Here is a 21,271-nt window from a genome sequence, read left to right on the forward strand (position 1 = left end):
GCTGGCTCAGGCTGGCTCTACGTTCTGCTCCTGGTCGGCTCTTGCCAGCCAGACTTGCAGCTGCGGCAATGATAGGGGCTTGCTGAAAAAATAACCCTGGATGAAGTCGCACTGGTTTTCCCTGAGGAAAGTCAGCTGCTCCAGGGTCTCCACACCTTCGGCCACAACTCTGAGCTGCAGTTTGTGCGCCATGGCAATAATCGCGGCAGTAATCTCCATATCGGTCTGCTGATTAGGAATATCACGCACAAACGAGCGATCGACCTTGAGCGTATCGACCTTGAACTTGCTTAGGTACGCCAGGGAGGAGTAGCCACTGCCAAAATCATCGATCGAAACCTTTACGCCAAGCGCTCGAATTCGTTCTAACAACTCAATCGCCAGGTTGAGGTTATGCATCAGAGCATTTTCAGTCAGCTCGAGCGTCAGCGCCTCGGGCGGCAGGTCGGCCGCGCTGAGCGCTTCTTCCACCCGCTTGGGAAGCGTGCGGTCGGTGAGGTTCAGCGGCGAGCAGTTTACAGCGACCCGTAGATCACTATAACCCAGCTCCCGTAGGGTTTTGAGGTCTCGACAGGCACGCCGCATGACCCAATGATCCAGCTCACCAATTTGCCCGCTCAGCTCTGCTACATGGACAAAGCGGTCAGGTCTAATGGGACCAAGCGTCGGATGATTCCAGCGAACCAACGCTTCCAAGCTGGCGGTAGTCCGCGCATCACTGGTAACAATAGGCTGGTAATGTACTTCCAGCGTGCCTTCAGTAATGGCCTGACGCAGTTCCTGCTCTAGATGAAGCGTTTCCTCCGCCTGGGTCTGCAATTCTGGAGCAAAATGCAGGAAGCGATTACGCCCGTTGCGCTTGCATTGCCCCAAGGCGAGGCCTGCATTGCGCAGCAGTTCATTGGCGGATCGGCCATCCTTGGGATAGTGGGCAATGCCGATGCTCAGCGTCATGCCTATCTGCTGTCCGCTCAGGTTGAAGGGCGGACGAAGCTGCTCCAACAGCCGCATGGCAAGGTTTTCGCTGTGCTCAGGCTGTGCCTCAGGAGCTAGGACTAGAAACTCGTTACCCTGACGAGCGACGTGCACGGTGCTATCAAGCACGGCCGTGATGCGTTGGGCAACCTGGGTAAGCAGATCGTCGCCCACGTTGTAACCCAGGCTGTCATTGATTCGCTTGAAGTGATCTAGATCCAGATTGAGCAGGGCAAGGCCTTCTTCAGGGGTGGCCTTGTTGATGATGCGCGCCAGCGTCTGGGTAAAGCTGTAATCGTTCAGCAGCTGGGTGAGCGGATCGAGCAGCGTAACCTGACTCAGCGCCGTCGATACTTCCTCCAGGCGCACGCTCTGCTCATGGAAGCGTTGCTCTAGGCGGGCGGCTGTCAGGCCTGCACAGATCACAGTCATGGTCAGAAACGCGATGATGGTGCCCAGAAGCCCATGATGGGTTTCATGGGACATCATGAGAGGCGTGTTTTCAGGCACTGCCAGTGTCAGGGCGGCCATGCCAGTGAAGTGCATAGACACGATCGCACCGCCTAGAATCAGGCTACCCAAGATCATAAGTAATTGGGTATGGCGACCGGCTTGGTTACGGACGTAAAACGCCATGATCAATGCCGCCAGAGACGCCAGGATAGCCACTAGGATCGAGACCAGGAACAGGAGCGGGTCGTACACCTGGACACCAATGGAATTGATTGCGGACATTCCGGTGTAGTGCATGGCTGCAATGCCGCAGCCCGCCGCGACCGATGCTGCCAGGTATTCCCAGGTAGCAAGCCGCTCACGACTGATAAGCCACATGACAACGCAGGACACGGCAACGGCGATGCCTAACGACAGCAACGTCATGCTGTAGCCGTACTGCATGCTGACCGGCGAGGCATAGGAAAGCATCGCAATGAAGTGCATTGACCAGATACCGCTGCCCAGCGCCAGGCCGCCTACACCACACCAGAGCAGACGGTTCTTACTCAAGGCGGCCGACGAGGCGCGTCTGGCCATATAAAGCGCGGTATAACCGGCCGCTGTTGCCACCAGATAGGACAGCAGAACCAGAACGAAATGATGATGATCGGAGCCGACCGGTACGAAGCCGTCAGGCAGGGATGTGGCAAGCAACATGATTACAGACTCGAAAGGACATCCTACTGCATCGATATCTTCAATATCGCCACGGCAAGGCTACTGAATACGTTGGTAATGGCCTTATCGGCCGCCCGTCGGCCAAGCTTGAGGGTGACCGACAGGTGGAGGCGGGAAAAAGAAAGAAAAACTATTTTTTCGGAGCGCGTATCCGGCGCCACAGCCAGAGTACCACGCCCAGGACCAGCAGGGCGCCGAGCACCATCAGTTCGTAGCGTTTGAGATTGCCCAAGGCCCCTTCGAGCACTGCTCCAAAGTGATAGGCCGCCAATCCCAGGACCGTGGCCCAGACAATGGCGCCGATACCATTGAGAAGCAGGTAGCGCGCCGGAGGATAGCCCGACATGCCAATGGCCACCGGCATTACCGTTCTCAGGCCGTAGACGAAGCGAAAGCTGAGCACCCACAGATCGGGATGACGGCGAATATGATCCAGCGCCTTGTCTCCCATGGCTTCCCAGCGAGGCTTTCGCTTGAGCAGCTTGCGACCGTGACGGCGACCCAGGAAATACCACAGCTGGTCGCCTGCATAACTTCCCATGAAGGCCACCATGATGACCGTCTGGATGTTCATGTATTCGCGGAAGGCTAGAAAACCTGCCAGAACCAGAATGGTTTCACCCTCGAAGAACGTGCCGAGGAAGAGGGCGAAATAACCGAAATCATGGAGGAATTGTTGCAGCATCGTCACGACAACAGGGCGAAATGAAGGCGCAGCCTAACTCGGTTAGCCGCCGGAAGGAAGCTATCGCTTCGTCTAACCCTTTTTAAAAGCAGGGGATTTGCATAGCGATGTGCCAAGCCGAAGCTAGAGGTCGTCTGCCTTAAACAGGGTTGATAGACATGCCTTATTGTCATCAGTTGTTACCATTCGGTCATGATAGTGACTTATAACTCATCACAATGACTCTGCTTGAGTCCGGGAGTACACCGTGAGTTTCACTTCAGTAAGCCGTTCCTTTCCATTCACGCGGATGCGCCGCCAGCGCCGGGATGACTTTTCCCGCCGTTTGATGCGTGAGCACACGCTGACCGTAGACGACCTGATCCTGCCGATGTTCGTGCTCGACGGCGAAAATCGCCGTGAAAGCGTGCCCTCCATGCCGGGCGTCGAGCGTCTATCCATCGATCTTCTACTGGAAGAAACGGCTGAGCTTGTAGCATTAGGCATTCCTGCCGTCGCTCTGTTCCCCGTCACACCGCCTGAGAAGAAATCTCTCGATGGTGCCGAGGCTTACAACCCTGATGGTATCGCCCAGCGGGCCACGCGTGCGCTCCGTGAACACTTTCCAGAGCTGGGCGTGATTACTGACGTTGCGCTCGATCCGTTTACCACCCACGGACAGGATGGCATTCTCGATGAGAAGGGCTATGTGCTGAACGACATATCCGTCGAGGTGCTGGTCAGGCAGGCGCTGTCCCATGCGGCCGCCGGTGCCCAAGTCGTTGCGCCGTCGGACATGATGGATGGCCGAGTAGGTGCCATTCGCGCGGCCCTGGAAGACGCGGGTTATCACAACGTGCAGATCATGGCCTACTCGGCCAAGTATGCGAGTGCCTATTATGGGCCTTTCCGGGATGCGGTCGGCTCGGCCGCCAACCTGGGCAAAGGCAACAAGGCGACCTACCAGATGGATCCGGCCAACAGTGACGAAGCCTTGCAGGAGGTGGCGGGCGATCTGGCCGAGGGGGCCGATTCCGTCATGGTTAAGCCGGGCATGCCTTACCTGGACATTGTGCGCCGGGTGAAGGACGAGTTCCGCGTGCCGACCTTTGTGTATCAGGTCAGCGGTGAATACGCCATGCACATGGCCGCAATCCAGAACGGCTGGCTATCCGAGGCGGTGATTCTGGAATCTCTGCTCGCTTTCAAACGTGCCGGCGCTGATGGCATTCTGACTTACTTTGCCAAACGCGCTGCCCAACAATTACGTCAGGAGCGTTAACGCTCCCAAGGAGCTGCCATGAACAGCCAAGGACTCATTGATACTACTGCGCGCACCGAGGAGGCCGCATTGACCGACGCTACGCCCACCGTTGAAACCACGCCTGCGGTCGCGGTGCCAGAAGCACCGGCCGTGCCGGCCTTAAGTGTTGACGACAGTAGCCTGTATATTCACCGGGAACTGTCTCAGCTGCAATTCAACATCCGGGTGCTCGAACAGGCCCTCGATGAGTCCTATCCGCTGCTTGAGCGGCTCAAGTTCCTGCTGATCTTTTCCAGCAACCTGGACGAGTTTTTCGAGATTCGTGTCGCGGGTCTGAAAAAGCAGGTCGCCTTTGCCCGCGAGCAGGCCGGTGCCGACGGCTTGCTGCCGCATCAGGCCCTGGCCCGCATCAGCGACATCGTGCATGAGCAGGTGGCGCGCCAGTACACCATTCTCAACGATGTGCTGTTGCCGGAGCTGTCCAAACATCAGATCCGCTTCATTCGCCGCCGCAACTGGGACCTGAAGATCAAGGGCTGGGTGCGTAAGTTCTTCCGCGACGAGATCGCCCCAATTATCACGCCCATCGGGCTGGATCCGACACACCCGTTCCCGCTCCTGGTTAACAAGAGTCTCAACTTCATCGTTGAGCTGGAAGGGATGGACGCCTTTGGCCGCGACTCGGGTCTGGCCATTATTCCGGCGCCGCGTTCGCTGCCGCGTATCATCAGCGTGCCCGAAGAAATTGGCGGCCCGGGCGACAACTACGTTTTCCTATCTTCGATGATCCATGCTCATGCCGACGACCTGTTCCCCGGCATGAAGGTGAAGGGCTGCTTCCAGTTCCGTCTGACCCGTAACGCCGACCTGTCGGTGGACGCCGAAGATGTAGACGACCTGGCCCGCGCACTGCGAGGCGAGCTGTTCTCCCGCCGCTACGGGGATGCGGTACGCCTGGAGGTGGTCGAAAGCTGCCCGAAGAACCTTACGGACTATCTGCTCAAGCAGTTCAATCTGGCTGAAAGCGAGCTGTACAAGGTCAACGGCCCGGTCAACCTGACGCGCTTGTTCAGTGTGACGGGACTCGACAGCCACCCTGAGCTGCAGAACGCCCCGCTGACGCCCAGCATTCCCAAGCTGCTTCAGAAGAAGGAAAACCTCTTCAACGTACTGGGCAAGATCGATGTGCTGCTGATGCACCCGTTCGAGTCCTTTACGCCTGTGGTTGACCTGCTGCGCCAGGCTGCCAAGGATCCCAGCGTTCTGGCCATCAAACAGACCCTGTACCGCAGCGGTGCCAACTCGGAAATCGTCGATGCGTTGGTAGAAGCGGCGCGTAGCGGCAAGGAAGTGACGGCTGTCATCGAATTGCGGGCGCGTTTCGACGAGGAATCCAACCTGCAACTGGCGAGCCGTCTCCAGCAGGCAGGGGCCGTGGTGATCTATGGGGTGGTCGGCTTCAAGACTCACGCCAAGATGATGCTCATTCTGCGCCGTGAAAATGGTGAGTTGCGGCGTTATGCGCACCTGGGCACTGGTAACTACCATGCCGGCAACGCGAAGCTGTACACCGACTACAGCCTGCTGACGGCCGACATAGCCCTGACCGAAGACGTTCACAAGCTGTTCAACCAGTTGATCGGTATGGGCAAGACCCTGCGCATGAAAAAGCTCCTGCATGCGCCGTTTACGCTCAAGAAGAACCTGCTGGAAATGATCAATCGTGAGGCCGCCGCAGCCGCCGAGGGTCGCCCTGCGCACATCATGGCCAAGGTCAACGGTCTGACCGATCCCAAGGTCATCCGAGCGCTATACAAGGCAAGTCAGGCGGGTGTGAAAATCGATCTGGTCGTTCGCGGAATGTGCTGTCTGCGTCCGGGCGTACCGGGCGTGTCGCATAACATCCAGGTGCGTTCGATCATCGGCCGCTTCCTGGAGCACAGCCGGATCTATTACTTCCTCAATGGGGGAGATGAACGCATGTACCTGTCCAGCGCAGATTGGATGGAGCGAAACCTCGACATGCGTGTGGAGACCTGCTTCCCGGTGGAAGGCAAAAAGCTCATCTCACGGGTCAAGAAGGATCTGGAAGCCTACCTCACTGACAACACCCAGAGCTGGGTGCTGCAGGAGGACGGGAGTTACCAGCGCATTTCGCCAACGGGCAACCAGAACCCGCGGACTGTGCAGGCGACTCTCATGGAGCGCCTGAGCAGTCCGGGTATTAACACACGGTAAGGGTATAGCCGATCCGCGTGAGCCACTGCGCTTCCTGTTCGAAGTCAGCCTGGGTCAGCGGATTCTGCTCCAGCCAGCCGACCGGGAAGCATACCGCGAGGCTGCGCGGACCTGCCTTGAGCGTCACGATGGGGCGCTCCTGGTTGCTGCGGATATGATGGAACAGAATGGCAAAGCGCAGCAGGATGCACAGGCGGATCAGGCTTTCGCCTTCTTCGTCACCCAGCTCGGCGAAGCGATCTCGCGGGATATTGCGGCGATGGCCGCGTACCAGAAGGGCCAGCATCTGTTGGTCGCGTCGGGAAAACCCAGGTAGATCGGAATGCTCGATCAGATAGGCGCCGTGCTTGTGATAGTGGTAGTGGGCAATATCCAGCCCGATCTCATGCACGCGCGCTGCCCAGGTCAGCAGTTCCCGATAGCAAGGATTGCTCAGGTTCCAGGCTTCGGTAACCTGCTCGAAGGCCTTCAGAGCACGGCGCTCGACCCGTTCGGCCTGACGCTTGTCCACGTGGTAGCGCTCTGCCAGGGCTGACAGCGTACGCTCCCGTACATCCTCGTGGTGCTGGCGACCGATCATGTCATAGAGCACACCTTCACGCAGTGCGCCTTCGGACAGGTTCATCTCCTGCAGCTCCAGCGCCTTGAAGATTGCTTCAAGAATAGCCAGGCCGCCCGGTAGAATAGTGCGGCGGTCAGGTTTCACCCCCTCGATATCGAGCTTGTCGATCTCGCCCTGCTTGAAGATCTTGCGCTTGAGCCACTCGATACCTTCGGCATTGACCTCACCCTTGCCGCGTCCGGCGGCCTGGATGGCCAGGGCCACGGCACGGATGGTGCCGGAGGCGCCTACGGCTTCCTGCCAGCCTTTTTCGCGCAGGCTCTGGTCGATGTTCATCAACTCCAGCCGGGCGGCCGTGTAGGCCTGGGCATAGCGGGACGGCGTGATCTTGCCGTCCGCGAAGAACCGCTTGGTATAACTGACGCAGCCCATCTGCAGGCTTTCGCGCTGATGGGTTTCAAAGCGCTGGCCGATAATGAACTCGGTGCTGCCACCACCGATATCAGTCACCAGGCGACGGCCTTCCATATCTGGCATGGTATGGGAAACGCCCAGGTAGATCAGGCGGGCTTCTTCACGGCCGGAGATGACTTCCACGGAATGCCCCAGTACCTGCTGGGCACGCATGATGAAGTCGCTGCGGTTCCTGGCCTCGCGAAGCGCGTTGGTGCCCACGATACGTACGGCGCCCAGCGGCAGGCCGGTGATCAACTGGGCAAAGCGGCGCAGGCATTCAAGCCCGCGTTCCATGGCTTCTTCGCTGAGCATCCGTGATTCGTCCAGCCCAGCGGCCAGCTGAATCTTTTCGCCCATACGTTCAAGGATACGAATTTCGCCATGGTCAGTCCGCGCCCGAACAATGTGAAAGCTATTGGAGCCAAGATCGATGGCAGCAATCAGGGGAAACGGTTCTGCGGATGAATGCGGCATGCTGACGGTCTCATACATAAACGTCGACAATCGTGCCACGATCGAAGAGGTCTGCCAAACCTCAACGTGCAGTCAGACTGTTTCAGTCGATGGGCTGTGGCCTGGATCAATGAACCGAACCGATGAACTGTGCCAGCTCCGGCGTCCCGGGGTTGGCGAATAATTTCTTGGGATTGCTCAGTTCATGCACCTTGCCCTGACGCATGAACACCTGTACATCGCCCACTTGGCGGCAAAGCGCGTCTTATGAAGCGTCATGATCAGTGTCATGCCATCCTGGACCCGCTGCTTCCTGCTAAAGATTCTTGCCTAGGCTGAAAATCACTTAATCAACCTTGCCTTGATTTTAAAAGGAATACGATTGGTGCTGGTTATTGGTACCAGCTCGAGTCTGGTATCCAGCTTCTCGGCACCCGCTGTGCCGTGTCGATATTGAGACCATGCGGATAAGGCATGCTGCTCCGTTCTAGTGCGCAGCTTCACTGAGAAGGGCAAAACAAGGCGTATTCGTACAGGCAGCCCGCTGATTTTCCAATAGTCTGCCAAATGGTGTAATTGAGAGGCTTTAGCTGTCCCAATAAAGAGACTTAATGGCTTGTGCCTTCCTGTTAAGCGCTGGCAGGGCTATAGTGGTCGTTCTTTTTTGTCGTTTCCGAATTCGGAGAAAGTCCATGAGCGAATACATCACCAACGTCAGCGATGCCAGCTTCGAGCAGGACGTGCTCAAGGCTGACGGTCCCGTGCTGGTCGACTACTGGGCCGAATGGTGTGGTCCCTGCAAAATGATTGCGCCGGTTCTGGATGAAATCGCCAAGGACTATCAGGGCAAGCTGAAGGTTTGCAAACTCAACATTGATGAAAACCAGGACACCCCGCCGAAGTATGGCGTACGCGGTATCCCGACGCTGATGCTGTTCAAGAACGGCTCCGTTGAAGCCACCAAGGTGGGTGCGTTGTCCAAATCCCAGCTGGCGGCATTCCTCGATAGCAATATCTGATTTTATTGCTCTCGATCAAAGGCCCTGCGTTTAGCGGGGCTTTTTGTTATTTAGCACTAGACGTCCTGTCTAGCAGGGTGCTACATTCGATCTCGCAACGACACAAACGCGTGTCGCCCTCTGCATGCCTTCGCCGATTCTCTTACTAGAATAACCAACGCGATTCTGTCGTTAGCCGCGGCGAGGCCTCTCAAGCCAAAAAGATTCTTACTCCCTCCTTTTCTCAGTTAGCAACGTCTATGAACCTTACCGAACTCAAGCAAAAGCCAATCACGGAACTGTTGGAAATGGCGGAAGCCATGGGCCTGGAAAACATGGCTCGCTCCCGCAAGCAGGACGTGATTTTCTCTCTGCTGAAAAAACACGCAAAAAGCGGTGAAGAGATTTCCGGTGATGGCGTGCTGGAGATTCTGCAGGATGGCTTCGGCTTCCTGCGTAGTGCGGACTCCTCCTACCTGGCCGGCCCCGACGATATCTACGTCTCTCCCAGTCAGATCCGCCGTTTCAATCTGCGCACCGGTGATACCATCATCGGCAAGATTCGCCCGCCGAAAGAAGGCGAGCGTTACTTCGCGCTGCTCAAGGTCGATACCATCAACTATGATCGACCCGAGAATGCGAAGAACAAGATCCTGTTCGAAAACCTGACGCCGCTGTTCCCCAACAAGCGCCTGACGATGGAAGCCGGTAATGGTTCCACCGAAGACCTCACCGGCCGAGTGATCGACCTGTGTGCGCCGATTGGCAAGGGCCAGCGTGGTCTGATCGTCGCTCCGCCGAAAGCGGGCAAGACGCTGATGCTGCAGAACATCGCCAGCAACATCACCCGTAACAACCCCGAGTGCCACCTGATCGTTCTGTTGATCGACGAGCGCCCGGAAGAAGTAACCGAAATGCAGCGTACCGTGCGCGGCGAAGTAGTGGCGTCCACCTTTGACGAGCCGCCAACCCGCCACGTACAGGTTGCTGAAATGGTAATCGAGAAGGCCAAGCGTCTGGTCGAGCACAAGAAAGACGTGGTAATCCTGTTGGACTCCATTACCCGTCTGGCACGTGCCTACAACACCGTGATCCCGAGCTCCGGCAAGGTACTGACCGGTGGTGTGGACGCCCATGCGCTCGAAAAGCCCAAGCGTTTCTTCGGTGCGGCACGTAACATCGAAGAAGGCGGTAGCCTGACCATTCTGGCAACAGCTCTGGTCGATACCGGCTCGAAGATGGACGAAGTCATCTACGAAGAATTCAAGGGCACCGGTAACATGGAGCTTCAGCTGGATCGCAAGATCTCCGAGAAGCGCGTATTCCCTGCCATCAACATCAACCGCTCCGGCACCCGCCGCGAAGAGTTGCTGACCGGTGAGGAAGAGCTGCAGCGCATCTGGATTCTGCGCAAGATCCTGCATCCGATGGAAGAGATCGGTGCCATCGAGTTCCTGCTCGATAAGTTGCGTCAGACCAAGACCAACGACGAGTTCTTCGACTCGATGAAGCGCAAGTAAGACTAAAAAGGCCGGGGTTTCCCGGCCTTTTTACATTCCGGGCAGGCTTTTCATTTTCGAAAAGGGGGCCAGGAGCGGTACACTTTCCGCTTCATTCTCTGCCGAGATACCTCCCGCTATGCAATACCGCGACCTTCGCGACTTCATCCGCGGCCTGGAACAGCGTGGCGAGCTGAAGCGCATCCAGACCCCCGTCTCGCCCAACCTCGAAATGACCGAAGTGTGTGACCGTACCCTGCGTCGCAAGGGGCCGGCTCTGCTGTTCGAAAATCCGACCGGATACGACATGCCTGTGCTAGGCAACCTGTTTGGCACACCTGAGCGGGTTGCGATGGGCATGGGTGCAGAAGATGTCGGTGAACTGCGCGAGATTGGCAAGCTGCTGGCATTTCTGAAGGAGCCGGAGCCGCCCAAGGGATTGAAGGATGCCTGGTCAAAGCTGCCGATCTACAAGAAGGTCATCAGCATGGCGCCCAAGGTGATGAAGGACGCCCCTTGCCATGAGGTGATCGAAGAGGGCGAGGCGGTTGATCTGTCCCGCTTGCCGATCCAGCACTGCTGGCCGGGCGATGTCGGTCCGTTGATCACCTGGGGCCTGACCGTTACCAAAGGACCGAACAAGGAACGGCAGAACCTGGGTATCTACCGTCAGCAGGTCATTGGTCGCAACAAGGTCATCATGCGTTGGCTTAGCCATCGTGGCGGCGCCCTGGATTTTCGTGAATGGTGCGCCAAGTATCCAGGCAAGCCCTATCCCGTGGCGGTAGCCCTGGGTGCAGATCCGGCAACGATTCTGGGCGCTGTTACGCCGGTTCCGGATACGCTGTCCGAATATGCATTTGCTGGCCTTCTGCGTGGCAGCCGTACCGAGTTGGTGAAATGCATCGGCAGCGATCTGCAGGTTCCAGCCAGCGCCGAGATCATTCTGGAAGGCTTCATCTATCCCGGCGAGATGGCTGATGAGGGGCCTTACGGTGACCATACCGGCTATTACAATGAAGTAGATCGTTTCCCAGTGTTTACCGTCGAGCGTATCACTCGCCGCCGTGACGCGATCTACCACAGTACCTATACCGGACGTCCGCCGGATGAGCCGGCCATTCTTGGTGTGGCATTGAACGAAGTGTTCGTGCCGATCCTGCAAAAGCAATTTCCCGAGATCGTCGATTTCTACCTGCCGCCGGAAGGGTGCTCCTACCGCATGGCTGTGGTCACCATGAAAAAGCAGTACCCAGGCCATGCCAAGCGGGTAATGCTGGGCGTCTGGAGCTTCCTGCGCCAGTTCATGTACACCAAGTTCGTGATCGTGACCGATGATGACATCAACGCTCGGGACTGGAATGATGTGATCTGGGCTATCACGACCCGCATGGACCCCAAGCGCGACACCGTGATGATCGACAATACGCCTATCGACTATCTGGATTTCGCTTCACCGATTTCGGGCCTGGGCTCGAAGATGGGGTTGGATGCCACCAACAAGTGGCCCGGAGAGACCAATCGGGAATGGGGGCGGGCTATCGTCAAAGACGAAGCCGTGGTCAAGCGGGTCGATGAGATCTGGTCCAGCCTGGGGATCGATTGATGGATACTGTTGGCCCGACGGGGATAAGTTGCGCACATTGTGCGTCGAACCCTATGCATACAGAGGAATTTGCAGGCATGGGATTCGTGCAGAGCTATCCCCAGACATCCACTTCCATTCACAAGGCGTCCTGAGATGAAGGTCACGTTACGTCCCTCTGGGGCGGTACTCGAGACGTTACCTGGCGAGCGTATCCTGGATGCGGCACGCAGGCTGGGGTATGAGTGTCCGCACAGCTGCCGCAACGGTAATTGCCATGTCTGTGCAGCCTTGTTGATCGAAGGGCGGGTCAGGCAGCAGAACGATGTCATCGACCACGGTGAGATTTTTGTCTGCCTGGCCGAGCCGCTCGAAACATGCGAGTTGCATTGGGATGGAGTATTGGCGCCGGGCGAGCTTCCAGTAGGCACCTTTGCCTGTCAGGTTCTGGCATGTGAGGATGTGGGCGGAGATGTACGCCGTGTTCGGCTGCTGGCTCCAGCAGGCAAGCCCCCGCGCTATCACGCTGGACAATACCTGATGCTTGAGCGGGACGATGGCAAGCAGTCGGCCTTTTCGCTGGCATCCGCACCACATCAGGGGCGTGAGCTGGAGTTGCATATTCTGACGCGTGAAGAGAGCAGTCAGGCGATTATCCAGCAGCTTGAGCGAGAACGCATGGTGCGCGTCCAGCTGCCTTTTGGCGATGCGCATCTGGCCGATCTGCCTCCAGGTCCGCTTGTTCTGATCGCGGCCGGAACGGGAATGGCACAAATGCACAGCCTTATCGAGGATTGCCGCGCGCGCGGCTTCGATCAACCCCTGCACCTGTATTGGGGCGTGCGTCATCCCGATGACTTCTATGCATTACCCCATTGGGAAGAGTGGGAGCAGGACCCCCGTCTTCACTTGAACAAGGTAGTGAGTGACCTGTGTGGGTGGGAGGGACGTTGTGGCCTTCTGCATGAAGCGGTGCGAGAGGACTTCACCGATCTGAAGTCACTCCACGTGTATGCCAGTGGGTCGCCTGCCATGGTTTATGCCACATTGGATGCGCTGGTCGAAGGTGGGATGGATCCTCACCAAATGCGGGCCGACGTGTTCGCCTATGCGCCAAGAGAGGCGCTGGGGTTGTAAGCCGGACCGATCCAGCCCGTAGCTGGATCGGTCCGCTACCTTAACTCAATACCGGGTTTTTATGGCGCAGCGTCAAGGCCAGGAACACAATGGCCAATACGCATGACGCGACCAGCAGCATGAAGCCGCCGTCCCAGCCGTACAGGTCCACTGTGTAGCCAACCAGTGCGTTGGCGGCTACCGAGCCCCCCAGGTAGCCGAACAGGCCGGTAAAGCCGGCAGCTGTCCCGGCGGCTTTCTTGGGCACCAGCTCCAGGGCCTGCAAACCGATCAGCATCACCGGGCCGTAGATCAGAAAGCCAATGGCGATCAGTGCGAACATATCGACCATGGGATTTCCTGGCGGGTTGAGCCAGTAAACCACGGTGCCGACTGCCACCAGAGCCATAAACACTACACCGGTGGCGCCACGATTGCCCTTGAACAGTTTGTCCGATAGCCAGCCGCACAGCAGCGTGCCGGGAATACCGGCCCACTCATACAGAAAGTACGCCCAGGATGACTTGTCCACCGTGAAATGCTTGGCTTCCTTCAGGTAGGTAGGCGCCCAATCCAGCACGCCGTAACGCAGCAGATAGACGAATACGTTGGCCAGTGCGATGTACCAGAGCATGCGGTTTTTCAGCACGTATTTGACAAAGATTTCCTTTGTACTGAATTCGCGTTCATGGCTCTCGTTGTAGCCTTCCGGGTAGTCTTGCTTGTATTCCTCGATAGGTGGCAACCCACAGGACTGCGGCGTATCGCGCATGGTCAGGAACGCGAAAACTGCAACACCCAGCGCTACGGCCGCTGGAACATAGAAGGCTGAGTGCCAATCGTTGAACCAGCCGAGCCCCAGCAGAAACAGCGGGCCAATCAGGCCACCGCCTACGTTATGGGCAACGTTCCAGACCGAGACCACGCCGCCGCGTTCCTTCTGGGACCACCAATGCACCATGGTGCGCCCGCTGGGTGGCCAGCCCATCCCTTGCGCCCAACCATTGATGAACAGCAGGATGAACATGATGGTCACGCTTGAGGTTGCCCAATGTGCGAAACCGAAAATGAACATCACACCCGCCGAGACCAGCAGGCCGAAGGGCAGAAAGTAGCGGGGATTCGAGCGGTCGGACACCATGCCCATGAGGAATTTGGAAAGACCATAGGCGATGGCAACGGCCGATAACGCAATACCCAGCTCTCCTCGGCTGTAGCCTTCCTCTACTAGGTAGGGCATCGCCAGAGAAAAGTTTTTGCGCAGAAGGTAATACCCGGCATAACCGATGAAGATACCGGCAAAGATCTGCCAGCGCAGGCGTTTGTAAGCAGGATCGATGCGATCGGAAGGCAGGCGCGCCGTATGCGGGGCCGGACGAAAAATACCAAGCATTTGAGCTCCGAAGATCGTTGTTTTTATGAGAAGAGACGTGCAGGGCAAATATTACAGTTTCATTTCAGAAAAATGACCGATACCGCTGTGCGATAAACGAAAATAAACGCTCGCAAAAATGTTGCTTTCCGAACGTATAGGTCCTAATGGCCGTTCAGTCACAGGTTGTGACGTGTGAACTGAACGCGGTTGGCGTTCTATAAGGGGATGCGTATGCTGCCCCGCCGGACCGCACTTGACCGCACGTGATGGGTCTCAACCATAACCGCCTGTGTTCTGATCGTTATGCCCACCTGGAAGCGCTACGTATCACGTCTGGTTGATCTCGCTACCGTCCTGATCAACCGTTATCCACGCCTGATTGCCCTGGCAGGCTTTGTTTCGGGTGTGTGCAGCTTTTTGCTGGTTGATCGCCAGCATGGCTTTGCGAAGGTAATGGCCATCGTAATGTTGGCCAGCTGGTTATGGCTGATGGTAGAGAACGTGCTGCGTCAGTGGGTGACTAGGCGGTTTGGCTGGAACCTGCCCCCTGGGCTGTTTCGCTACGCAACCCAGATGATTCATCAGGAAAGCCTGTTCTTTGTCCTGCCGTTCCTGTTTGTCACAACCACCTGGAACAGCGGACAGGCCATCTTTACCGGCCTGCTGGCCGCCATGGCTGTCGTATCGATTGTCGACCCGCTGTACTACAAAGCGCTGTCGAGCCGGCGCTGGATCTTTCTGGGCTATCACACGCTGACGTTGTTTGCCGTTCTGCTTACGTCCCTGCCCATCATCCTGCAACTGACCACCATGCAGAGCTACCGGCTGGCATTAGGCGTGGCGGTATTGTTGTCGTTTCCAAGCATTCTTGTGGCGCTCTCGATCCGACGCCTGTGGCAATGGCCTGTCGTGCTTGGTCTGAGCCTGATGGTGGGAGGCCTAGGATGGATACTGCGTACCTGGGTGCCGCCCGCCACGCTGTGGCTGACCGATGTGGCGGTTACCAGCAGCTTTGACAACCTCAAGCGCGAACCGGGTAAGAGTCTGAAAAAAATCAGTGCTGTCCAGCTGCGTTCACAAGGTCTCTATGCCTATACGGCCATCAACGCGCCCCGTGGGCTGAGTGAGCGGATTTACCATGTCTGGCTGCATAATGGGGATGAGGTCGACCGTATCCCACTCGAGATCAGCGGAGGCCGCGAGGCTGGCTACCGGGCCTGGACACACAAGCAGAACTTCCCGAGTGATGTGGCCGGCCGATGGCAGGTACAGATCATAACCGAGGACGGGCAGATGATCGGCACCTTGCGCTTCGAGGTAACGCCCTAACGGCTATTTGGGCATGTAATGCAACTGCCAACGCCTAGGAATCCACAGGGATGCCAGGCCGATCAGGGCCGCCCAAGCGCTGCTGACAAAGAGAGCCTTGAGGCCAAGGTGGTGTTGGAGCCATGCGCCCATTATGGCGCCGGCTAGCATGCCGCCCCACGGAATCGCTTGCATCAGCCAGCCTGAGTAGCGCTCACCCAGCAGCCAGCGTCCCAGGCCTCGTCCCAGTCGTGAAAGTGCACCCGTGACATAGGTCAGCCAATGGACTGCCCGTTCACCTGTTCCACGGCGGCGTTGATCATGCCCATGGCGAGCACGGCGGCTACAAGAGGTAGCAAGACTGCACCTGGAAGACCGCCGGTGGACCAGCCCGCCGCCGCGGCCAACAAGGCCGATGTCAGCAGCAGGAGAGGCAACGCCCGACGGCCGCTCACGCGCACCATGACAATTCCGAGTGCATTGCCGAGGACAAACAGGGCGACAATCAGGAGCAGCCGCAAGAGGGTGGTGCTGTCGCCCAAGGCAACGGCTACGGCCAGTCGCGTCGTATTGCCGCTCATGAAGGATACGTAGTCACCAGCCGACAAGAAGCCAATGGCATCTGTCATGCCAGCCAGGATCGACAAGGCGGCAACCAGTACCAGCCCTACACGGCAATGCCGATGCATGCTCAGGTAGAGAGGTTGGGTGTGAGCGTCTGCTGATGAAAGGTCAAGCGTGAGGCAGGTGCTATCCTGTTGTTTCAAAGCGCCATCCTGGGCGGAACCTGTCCGCGACGACTAAAGAGGCTGTTTTTATAGTCTGTCATATTCGGGTGGTTGCCCATCTGAATCCTATGGCTTCAGAAATGCACCGTTTAGTCGATAAGCTGTGACAGGCATAGCTATCGGTTGGCTATGCACCACTCTTTTTGTTCGAGGAATTGCCCCGTGAAAGCCCTGCTTGCGTTCGTACTTGCTTTCTCACTCGCTCTGCCAGCCTGGGCGGAGGAAAAAAAGGAGGCCGAAGAGGGCGCCCCACAACCTAACTACATCAACCTGACGCCCGCGCTGGTCGGTAATTACGGCTCTGGTCCAAAGCTCAAGTACTACAAAGCCGATATTGCCCTGATGACGATGAGCAAGGAAGACTCGGCGCGCGTGTCCTTTCATGAGCCCTTGATCCGCAATCAGCTCATCATGCTGTTCGAGCAGCAGACCGATGAGACCCTGACCGGTGCCGACGCCCGTGAAGCGCTTCGCCAGGCGGCGCTCAAGCAGGTCCAGGACATCATCAATGGCGAAGAAGGCAAACCAATGGTCGAGGACCTGTTGTTCAACAACCTGATCGTTCAGCCCTAAGTCATCGGTAGGCCAGGATGGCCTGCCATTCTTCGTCAGTTACTGGCATGACTGACAGGCGGCTGCCCTTTTGCAGCAATGCAAAACTGCTCAGGGCAGCCACCTCGCGCAGACGCGCCAGTGAAATGACCTGATCGAATACCTCGACAATACTGACGTCGCGGGCAACCCAGGGGTTTTTCTCCGGGGTGGCTTTCGACGAATGGTATGGGCTTTTCGGATCCAGCGCGGTCGGATCAGGAAAGGGATCATTGTCTATGCGGCCAATGCCGGCTACGCCTGGTTCGGGGCAGCTGGAGTGGTAGAACAGAAAGAGATCCCCAGCAGCCATGGCCCGCATGAAGTTGCGTGCCTGATAGTTACGAACGCCATCCCAACGCCCACTGCCGAGGCGTTGCAAATCATGGATAGAAAACTCATCGGGTTCCGATTTCATCAGCCAATAAGGCACGAAGATTGCTCCTGGCAAAACGGTTCTGGACTTTCTGACGGTTGGTTGACGCAATGTTTGCGTCAGAAAACTGGTTAGCGCAGAATGCCGCGGTTTTTGAGTAGCCGTACGGCCTGGCATATAAACAGGTCGGCGGTGTCGTTAATTATGCCAATGAAGGGGTAGGCACATAGATGAAACGCAAGCCGGACTTGCTTTGGGTATTGGTCGCGCTGTTTAGCTTGGGCGTTGTGACGACAGGCTATACCCAAAGTCTCTGGGAAAAGCAGCAGGACAATTCACCGTCCGCTCATGTGATTCAGCAAGTGTCTCGCTGAATCTTCGCAACACGCTGTGGAATACCCTGCGTTGTAGTCTGGCGCAGGGTTCAGGCCTTCTCTTCCTTCCCGTACCATCCCTTATCCGTCACGGTTGCCTTCATCGGCACATCCCAACTGGCCAGGGCCAGCTGATTCACCTTCTGACATTCGTGGGCCAATCCTAACAATTTAGGTGAGCGCCAGGCGATGCGACGTTTGAGATAAGCCAGGCTCCGATCATAAAAGCCGCCACCCATACCCAGGCGACCGCCCTGTGCGTCGAATCCTACCAACGGCATCAGAATCAGATCGAGTGTCCAGGGTTTGCGCTGCTGTATCCGATTCGGTCTGGGTTCGACGATCCTGAAGCGATTGCGCACCCAGCGCTCGTGGGGGCGGACGCGCTGAAAATGCATACGCGTGGCTGGCCAACGGCTCAATACAGGCAGGAAGGTGGCCTTGCCGCGGCGCTGGGCTGTTCGAAGCAGCGGACGCGGGTCGATTTCACCGTCATTGGGAAGATAAAAGGCAATCTGCCGGGCACGGCGAAACAAGGGATGATGGCTGAGCTGACGATGCAGCTGTCGAGCAGCCTGCTTTTGCTCGGTAGGGCTCAATGCCCGACGTTTCTGACGCAGGATTCGGCGCAGGGCCGGACGAGAATGATCAGAAGCTTTGATCATGAGTGAAGATAGCTCCCCGGAATGCCGCTGCCGGTGTAGCCCTTGAACCCGAGAGTTCAAGGTGGGAGAAGTCGTGGGCCATTAGGCTTTCCGGCGTGCGGACATGCACACAAGCCCAGCGAGCGACCCCCGTGGTGTTGCTTATCGGCTCAGGGACATGACCGACTGGCAAACACACCAGAGAGTGTGTCCAGTATACCCCTTCGCCACGAGAATCAAACCCCCCGTTCGTCCTGCTCTGTCGTCAGAGCCCGGTCGACACGGTCCAGCAGGTCGCGAACGCGCTCGCGTGTGCTGCTGACTTCGAAGTTCACGCCATCCTGGCGGTGCAGCAGGTCGTGAGTGATGTTAAGGGCTGCCATGACCGCAATGCGGTCGGCGCCAATCACTTTGCCGCTGGCACGGATTTCTCGCATCTTGCCGTCGAGGTAGCGCGCAGTGGTTTCAAGATTGGCGCGCTCGTCCGGTGGACAGCTGATGCAGTAGTCCTTGTCGAGGATGTGGACGGTGACGGTGTCGGTGCTCATGAGTCCTGCTCCAGGGCTTTCAGGCGTAAAATCATCGCTTCGACCTTATGTCGAGCCAAATCGTTCTTTTCGATTAGCTTGGCGCGTTCTTCTCGCCAGCCACGCTCATGGGCGCGCAGCTGGCGATTCTCTTTCCTAAGCTGTTCGATGTGTTCGAGCAGTTGCTCAATTTTATCGGTCAGTACTTGGAGATCGTTTTCGATCGAGGACTCGCGCATGGATGGCTGCTGCTCCGAGCTATACAAGGTTGGCCGGTAACAAGGTCAACGCGTAGGATACAAGGTTCATTCTAGCCATCACGTCGACTAACGACCATAGCCATCCATGACGAGTACATCATCTGCATACGCCGCGTTCACACAATTATTGAGCGAAGCGGCTCTTCCTGTCTCCCCGGCCGAGCTTCATGGCCATCTGATGGGCCGTATCTGCGCCGGCGCCGGGTTTGACGAATCCGACTGGCTCGTTGCCGCTACCGACCTCTTAGGCGGGGCGCCAAGTGACCGCCTGAAGTCAGCATTGATAGGGCTTCTGGGCATGGTACAGCAGGAATTCGCCACCAACGAAGTGGCCATCGTGCTGCTCCTGCCAACCGACGAAGCGCCGCTCAAGGAGCGCCTGGCCGCTATGGCGCAGTGGTGCCAGGGTTTCCTGTCTGGCTTTGGGCTGGCCAGTCGTACGGCGGAGCTGTCCAACGAAGCCAAAGAAGTTTTGCAGGATCTTGCCGCCATCGCGCAGGTGCAGGACACGCTCGAGGAGTCCGAGGAGGGCGAAAACGATTACATGGAGGTCACCGAGTACCTTCGTGTGGCGCCTGTCATTCTTTATAGCGAGTACGGCAAGGATCCTTCGCCTGCACCCAAGCCTTCAATCCATTGAGGATTGACCCGGCGGGCGAGGGCGAGCTTTCCGTTAAGGAGTTCGCATGATCCGCATTCCGAAGGCCGAGTTCACCCGTCGGCGTCGAGCGCTCATGGCCGAGATGGCGGCGGGCAGTATTGCGATATTGCCCGCCGCGCCTGTGCGTGTGCGTAACCGCGATATTGAATATGCCTACCGTCAGGACAGCGACTTTCAATACCTGACCGGCTTTCCCGAGCCGGATGCCGTCATGGCGTTGATTCCGGGGCGGGAACATGGTGAGTACGTGCTGTTCTGCCGGGAGAAGGATCCTGTCCAGGAGATGTGGACGGGCCCGCGCGCCGGTCAGGAAGGCGCGATTCGTCAATACGGGGCTGACGATGCCTTTCCCATCAGCGACATCCACGACATCCTGCCGGGGCTGATCGAAGGGCGGGAGCGGGTCTATTACGCCATGGGCTCAAACCCCGATTTCGATCGTCAGTTACTGGACTGGATCAACCTGATCCGCGCCAAGGCCAACCAGGGGGCACAGCCACCCAAGGAGCTGATTGCACTTGATCCTCTCCTGCATGAAGCCCGTCTCTTCAAGACCGCGGCTGAGATCAAGGTTATGCGTGAGGCGGCAAGTGTGTCGGGTGATGCTCATATTCGGGCCATGCAGGCCTGTCGGCCGGGGCTCAGGGAGTATCATCTGGAGGCGGAGCTTGATTATGCGTTTCGCAAGGGCGGGGCGCGGATGCCAGCCTACGGTTCTATCGTCGCTTCCGGCCGCAACGCCTGTATCATGCACTACCAGCAGAACGATGCGCTGCTCAAGGACGGCGATCTGGTGTTGATCGACGCCGGCTGCGAGATCGACTGCTACGCCAGTGACATTACCCGTACCTTTCCGGTCAATGGTCGGTTTTCGCCTGAACAGAAGGCTATCTACGAGATCGTGCTGGCAGCCAACGAGGCGGCTTTTGCCTGCATTGCGCCCGGGCGCCATTGGGACGAGGCCCATGAGGTCACGGTCCGCATCATTACGGAAGGGCTGGTCGATCTTGGCCTGTTACGGGGTGAGATCAATACCCTAATCGAGAAGGGCGCGTATCGTGACTTTTACATGCATCGGGCTGGACACTGGCTGGGGCTGGATGTACACGACGTTGGCGACTATCGCATCGGTGATCAGTGGCGGATGCTGGAGCCGGGCATGACCATGACGGTTGAGCCGGGCATTTACGTGGCGTCAGACAATCTGCGCGTAGCGAAGAAATGGCGGGGCATTGGCGTCCGTATCGAGGATGATGTCGTGGTCAACCGCCACGGCTGCGAAATTTTGAGCCGCCATGTACCCAAGGCGATCGATGAGATTGAACGATTGATGGCTGATGCCCGTGGCGCTTCGGCGTCCGACGCGGCCGTGTAAGGAGAGAAG

The 21,271-nt window shown here is 57.6% G+C and carries 19 protein-coding genes, 1 other RNA gene and 2 pseudogenes; 11 read left to right on the forward strand and 11 right to left on the reverse strand.

All coding sequences use genetic code 11. The features are described 5' to 3' along the window. Positions 1 to 6 precede the first annotated feature (6 nt). On the reverse strand, positions 7 to 2,127 hold the full coding sequence (locus tag HMPREF1487_RS10820; protein ID WP_010796688.1) for a putative bifunctional diguanylate cyclase/phosphodiesterase: 2,121 nt from the start codon (positions 2,125 to 2,127) through the stop codon (positions 7 to 9). Positions 2,128 to 2,278: 151 nt separating this feature from the next. Beyond that, positions 2,279 to 2,833, reverse strand: coding sequence for a DedA family protein (locus HMPREF1487_RS10825; RefSeq protein WP_010796689.1), 555 nt, complete (start codon positions 2,831 to 2,833; stop codon positions 2,279 to 2,281). Positions 2,834 to 3,080: 247 nt separating this feature from the next. On the opposite strand from HMPREF1487_RS10825, the gene hemB reads away from it, so the two are divergent. Both hemB and ppk1 read left to right on the forward strand, forming a co-directional pair. Beyond that, a complete protein-coding gene (gene hemB / locus HMPREF1487_RS10830; protein WP_010796690.1) occupies positions 3,081 to 4,094 on the forward strand; it encodes a porphobilinogen synthase in 1,014 nt (337 codons plus the stop codon). A gap of 18 nt (positions 4,095 to 4,112) precedes the next feature. Next, positions 4,113 to 6,314, forward strand: a complete 2,202-nt coding sequence (gene ppk1 / locus HMPREF1487_RS10835; RefSeq protein ID WP_010796691.1) for a polyphosphate kinase 1 — start codon at positions 4,113 to 4,115, stop codon at positions 6,312 to 6,314. On the opposite strand, the gene ppx is transcribed toward ppk1, so the two are convergent. Both ppx and HMPREF1487_RS27935 read right to left on the reverse strand, forming a co-directional pair. Then, positions 6,301 to 7,806 (reverse strand): exopolyphosphatase, encoded by a 1,506-nt coding sequence (ppx, locus tag HMPREF1487_RS10840; protein WP_010796692.1) that lies wholly within the window; start codon positions 7,804 to 7,806, stop codon positions 6,301 to 6,303. The genes ppk1 and ppx overlap by 14 nt on opposite strands. A gap of 106 nt (positions 7,807 to 7,912) precedes the next feature. Further along, positions 7,913 to 8,097: pseudogene (locus HMPREF1487_RS27935) on the reverse strand (amino acid ABC transporter ATP-binding protein); the annotation flags it as partial. A gap of 380 nt (positions 8,098 to 8,477) precedes the next feature. Between HMPREF1487_RS27935 and trxA the strand changes: the two are divergent. The 4 genes from trxA (at position 8,478) to HMPREF1487_RS10860 (ending at position 13,004) form a co-directional block, all read left to right on the forward strand. Then, positions 8,478 to 8,804 carry a thioredoxin TrxA gene (gene trxA / locus HMPREF1487_RS10845; RefSeq protein WP_010796694.1) on the forward strand — a complete coding sequence of 109 codons (327 nt, stop codon included), beginning with the start codon at positions 8,478 to 8,480 and terminating at the stop codon, positions 8,802 to 8,804. Positions 8,805 to 9,043: 239 nt separating this feature from the next. Continuing rightward, positions 9,044 to 10,303 (forward strand): transcription termination factor Rho, encoded by a 1,260-nt coding sequence (gene rho, locus HMPREF1487_RS10850; protein ID WP_010796695.1) that lies wholly within the window; start codon positions 9,044 to 9,046, stop codon positions 10,301 to 10,303. 118 nt (positions 10,304 to 10,421) lie between these two features. Beyond that, positions 10,422 to 11,888 carry a 4-hydroxy-3-polyprenylbenzoate decarboxylase gene (gene ubiD, locus HMPREF1487_RS10855; RefSeq protein WP_010796696.1) on the forward strand — a complete coding sequence of 489 codons (1,467 nt, stop codon included), beginning with the start codon at positions 10,422 to 10,424 and terminating at the stop codon, positions 11,886 to 11,888. Between the two features lie 135 nt (positions 11,889 to 12,023). After that, a complete protein-coding gene (locus tag HMPREF1487_RS10860; RefSeq protein ID WP_010796697.1) occupies positions 12,024 to 13,004 on the forward strand; it encodes a CDP-6-deoxy-delta-3,4-glucoseen reductase in 981 nt (326 codons plus the stop codon). 40 nt (positions 13,005 to 13,044) lie between these two features. On the opposite strand, the gene glpT is transcribed toward HMPREF1487_RS10860, so the two are convergent. Then, the gene (gene glpT, locus HMPREF1487_RS10865) at positions 13,045 to 14,376 is read right to left on the reverse strand and encodes a glycerol-3-phosphate transporter (RefSeq protein ID WP_010796698.1); all 1,332 of its coding nucleotides are present in this window, start codon (positions 14,374 to 14,376) and stop codon (positions 13,045 to 13,047) included. 285 nt (positions 14,377 to 14,661) lie between these two features. Between glpT and HMPREF1487_RS10870 the strand changes: the two genes are divergently transcribed. Continuing rightward, the gene (locus HMPREF1487_RS10870) at positions 14,662 to 15,687 is read left to right on the forward strand and encodes a DUF5924 family protein (RefSeq protein ID WP_010796699.1); all 1,026 of its coding nucleotides are present in this window, start codon (positions 14,662 to 14,664) and stop codon (positions 15,685 to 15,687) included. 3 nt (positions 15,688 to 15,690) lie between these two features. On the opposite strand, the pseudogene HMPREF1487_RS10875 reads toward HMPREF1487_RS10870, so the two are convergent. Then, a pseudogene (locus tag HMPREF1487_RS10875) lies at positions 15,691 to 16,355 on the reverse strand (YoaK family protein). Positions 16,356 to 16,616: 261 nt separating this feature from the next. Here HMPREF1487_RS10875 and HMPREF1487_RS10880 point away from each other — a divergent pair. Beyond that, positions 16,617 to 17,027, forward strand: a complete 411-nt coding sequence (locus HMPREF1487_RS10880; protein ID WP_010796702.1) for a flagellar basal body-associated FliL family protein — start codon at positions 16,617 to 16,619, stop codon at positions 17,025 to 17,027. Between the two features lies 1 nt (position 17,028). Here the strand turns inward: HMPREF1487_RS10880 and HMPREF1487_RS10885 are convergent, their stop codons facing one another. Next, a complete protein-coding gene (locus tag HMPREF1487_RS10885; RefSeq protein ID WP_167670406.1) occupies positions 17,029 to 17,463 on the reverse strand; it encodes an EVE domain-containing protein in 435 nt (144 codons plus the stop codon). Positions 17,464 to 17,651: 188 nt separating this feature from the next. On the opposite strand from HMPREF1487_RS10885, the gene HMPREF1487_RS27700 reads away from it, so the two are divergent. Continuing rightward, positions 17,652 to 17,795: a hypothetical protein gene (locus HMPREF1487_RS27700; RefSeq protein WP_010796704.1), complete on the forward strand. Its 144-nt coding sequence runs from the start codon at positions 17,652 to 17,654 to the stop codon at positions 17,793 to 17,795. A gap of 50 nt (positions 17,796 to 17,845) precedes the next feature. Here the strand turns inward: HMPREF1487_RS27700 and HMPREF1487_RS10890 are convergent, their stop codons facing one another. From HMPREF1487_RS10890 to HMPREF1487_RS10900, 4 genes are all read right to left on the reverse strand, one after another. Then, the gene (locus tag HMPREF1487_RS10890) at positions 17,846 to 18,460 is read right to left on the reverse strand and encodes a 5-formyltetrahydrofolate cyclo-ligase (RefSeq protein WP_010796705.1); all 615 of its coding nucleotides are present in this window, start codon (positions 18,458 to 18,460) and stop codon (positions 17,846 to 17,848) included. A gap of 9 nt (positions 18,461 to 18,469) precedes the next feature. Beyond that, a non-coding RNA gene (gene ssrS / locus HMPREF1487_RS26770) (6S RNA) lies at positions 18,470 to 18,647 on the reverse strand. 28 nt (positions 18,648 to 18,675) lie between these two features. Further along, positions 18,676 to 18,987, reverse strand: coding sequence for a cell division protein ZapA (locus tag HMPREF1487_RS10895; RefSeq protein WP_010796706.1), 312 nt, complete (start codon positions 18,985 to 18,987; stop codon positions 18,676 to 18,678). Continuing rightward, positions 18,984 to 19,205 (reverse strand): TIGR02449 family protein, encoded by a 222-nt coding sequence (locus tag HMPREF1487_RS10900; protein ID WP_010796707.1) that lies wholly within the window; start codon positions 19,203 to 19,205, stop codon positions 18,984 to 18,986. Before HMPREF1487_RS10900 ends, HMPREF1487_RS10895 begins: the two co-directional genes overlap by 4 nt. A gap of 106 nt (positions 19,206 to 19,311) precedes the next feature. Between HMPREF1487_RS10900 and HMPREF1487_RS10905 the strand changes: the two genes are divergently transcribed. Together HMPREF1487_RS10905 and pepP are read left to right on the forward strand one after the other, a co-directional pair. Next, positions 19,312 to 19,866, forward strand: coding sequence for a UPF0149 family protein (locus tag HMPREF1487_RS10905; protein WP_010796708.1), 555 nt, complete (start codon positions 19,312 to 19,314; stop codon positions 19,864 to 19,866). A gap of 46 nt (positions 19,867 to 19,912) precedes the next feature. Beyond that, the gene (gene pepP / locus HMPREF1487_RS10910) at positions 19,913 to 21,262 is read left to right on the forward strand and encodes a Xaa-Pro aminopeptidase (RefSeq protein WP_010796709.1); all 1,350 of its coding nucleotides are present in this window, start codon (positions 19,913 to 19,915) and stop codon (positions 21,260 to 21,262) included. Positions 21,263 to 21,271: the final 9 nt, after the last annotated feature.

This window comes from Pseudomonas sp. HPB0071 (genome assembly GCF_000478505.2).
In the GTDB taxonomy this organism is placed as follows: domain Bacteria; phylum Pseudomonadota; class Gammaproteobacteria; order Pseudomonadales; family Pseudomonadaceae; genus Chryseomonas; species Chryseomonas luteola.

Coding starts and splice junctions, on each gene's coding strand:
- HMPREF1487_RS10820 (WP_010796688.1), bottom strand. CDS start 2,127: ATGTTGCTTGCCACATCCCTGCCTGACGGCTTCGTACCGGTCGGCTCC.
- HMPREF1487_RS10825 (WP_010796689.1), bottom strand. CDS start 2,833: ATGCTGCAACAATTCCTCCATGATTTCGGTTATTTCGCCCTCTTCCTC.
- ppk1 (WP_010796691.1), top strand. CDS start 4,113: ATGAACAGCCAAGGACTCATTGATACTACTGCGCGCACCGAGGAGGCC.
- ppx (WP_010796692.1), bottom strand. CDS start 7,806: ATGCCGCATTCATCCGCAGAACCGTTTCCCCTGATTGCTGCCATCGAT.
- trxA (WP_010796694.1), top strand. CDS start 8,478: ATGAGCGAATACATCACCAACGTCAGCGATGCCAGCTTCGAGCAGGAC.
- rho (WP_010796695.1), top strand. CDS start 9,044: ATGAACCTTACCGAACTCAAGCAAAAGCCAATCACGGAACTGTTGGAA.
- ubiD (WP_010796696.1), top strand. CDS start 10,422: ATGCAATACCGCGACCTTCGCGACTTCATCCGCGGCCTGGAACAGCGT.
- HMPREF1487_RS10860 (WP_010796697.1), top strand. CDS start 12,024: ATGAAGGTCACGTTACGTCCCTCTGGGGCGGTACTCGAGACGTTACCT.
- glpT (WP_010796698.1), bottom strand. CDS start 14,376: ATGCTTGGTATTTTTCGTCCGGCCCCGCATACGGCGCGCCTGCCTTCC.
- HMPREF1487_RS10870 (WP_010796699.1), top strand. CDS start 14,662: ATGCCCACCTGGAAGCGCTACGTATCACGTCTGGTTGATCTCGCTACC.
- HMPREF1487_RS10885 (WP_167670406.1), bottom strand. CDS start 17,463: ATGAAATCGGAACCCGATGAGTTTTCTATCCATGATTTGCAACGCCTC.
- HMPREF1487_RS27700 (WP_010796704.1), top strand. CDS start 17,652: ATGAAACGCAAGCCGGACTTGCTTTGGGTATTGGTCGCGCTGTTTAGC.
- HMPREF1487_RS10890 (WP_010796705.1), bottom strand. CDS start 18,460: ATGATCAAAGCTTCTGATCATTCTCGTCCGGCCCTGCGCCGAATCCTG.
- HMPREF1487_RS10895 (WP_010796706.1), bottom strand. CDS start 18,987: ATGAGCACCGACACCGTCACCGTCCACATCCTCGACAAGGACTACTGC.
- HMPREF1487_RS10900 (WP_010796707.1), bottom strand. CDS start 19,205: ATGCGCGAGTCCTCGATCGAAAACGATCTCCAAGTACTGACCGATAAA.
- HMPREF1487_RS10905 (WP_010796708.1), top strand. CDS start 19,312: ATGACGAGTACATCATCTGCATACGCCGCGTTCACACAATTATTGAGC.
- pepP (WP_010796709.1), top strand. CDS start 19,913: ATGATCCGCATTCCGAAGGCCGAGTTCACCCGTCGGCGTCGAGCGCTC.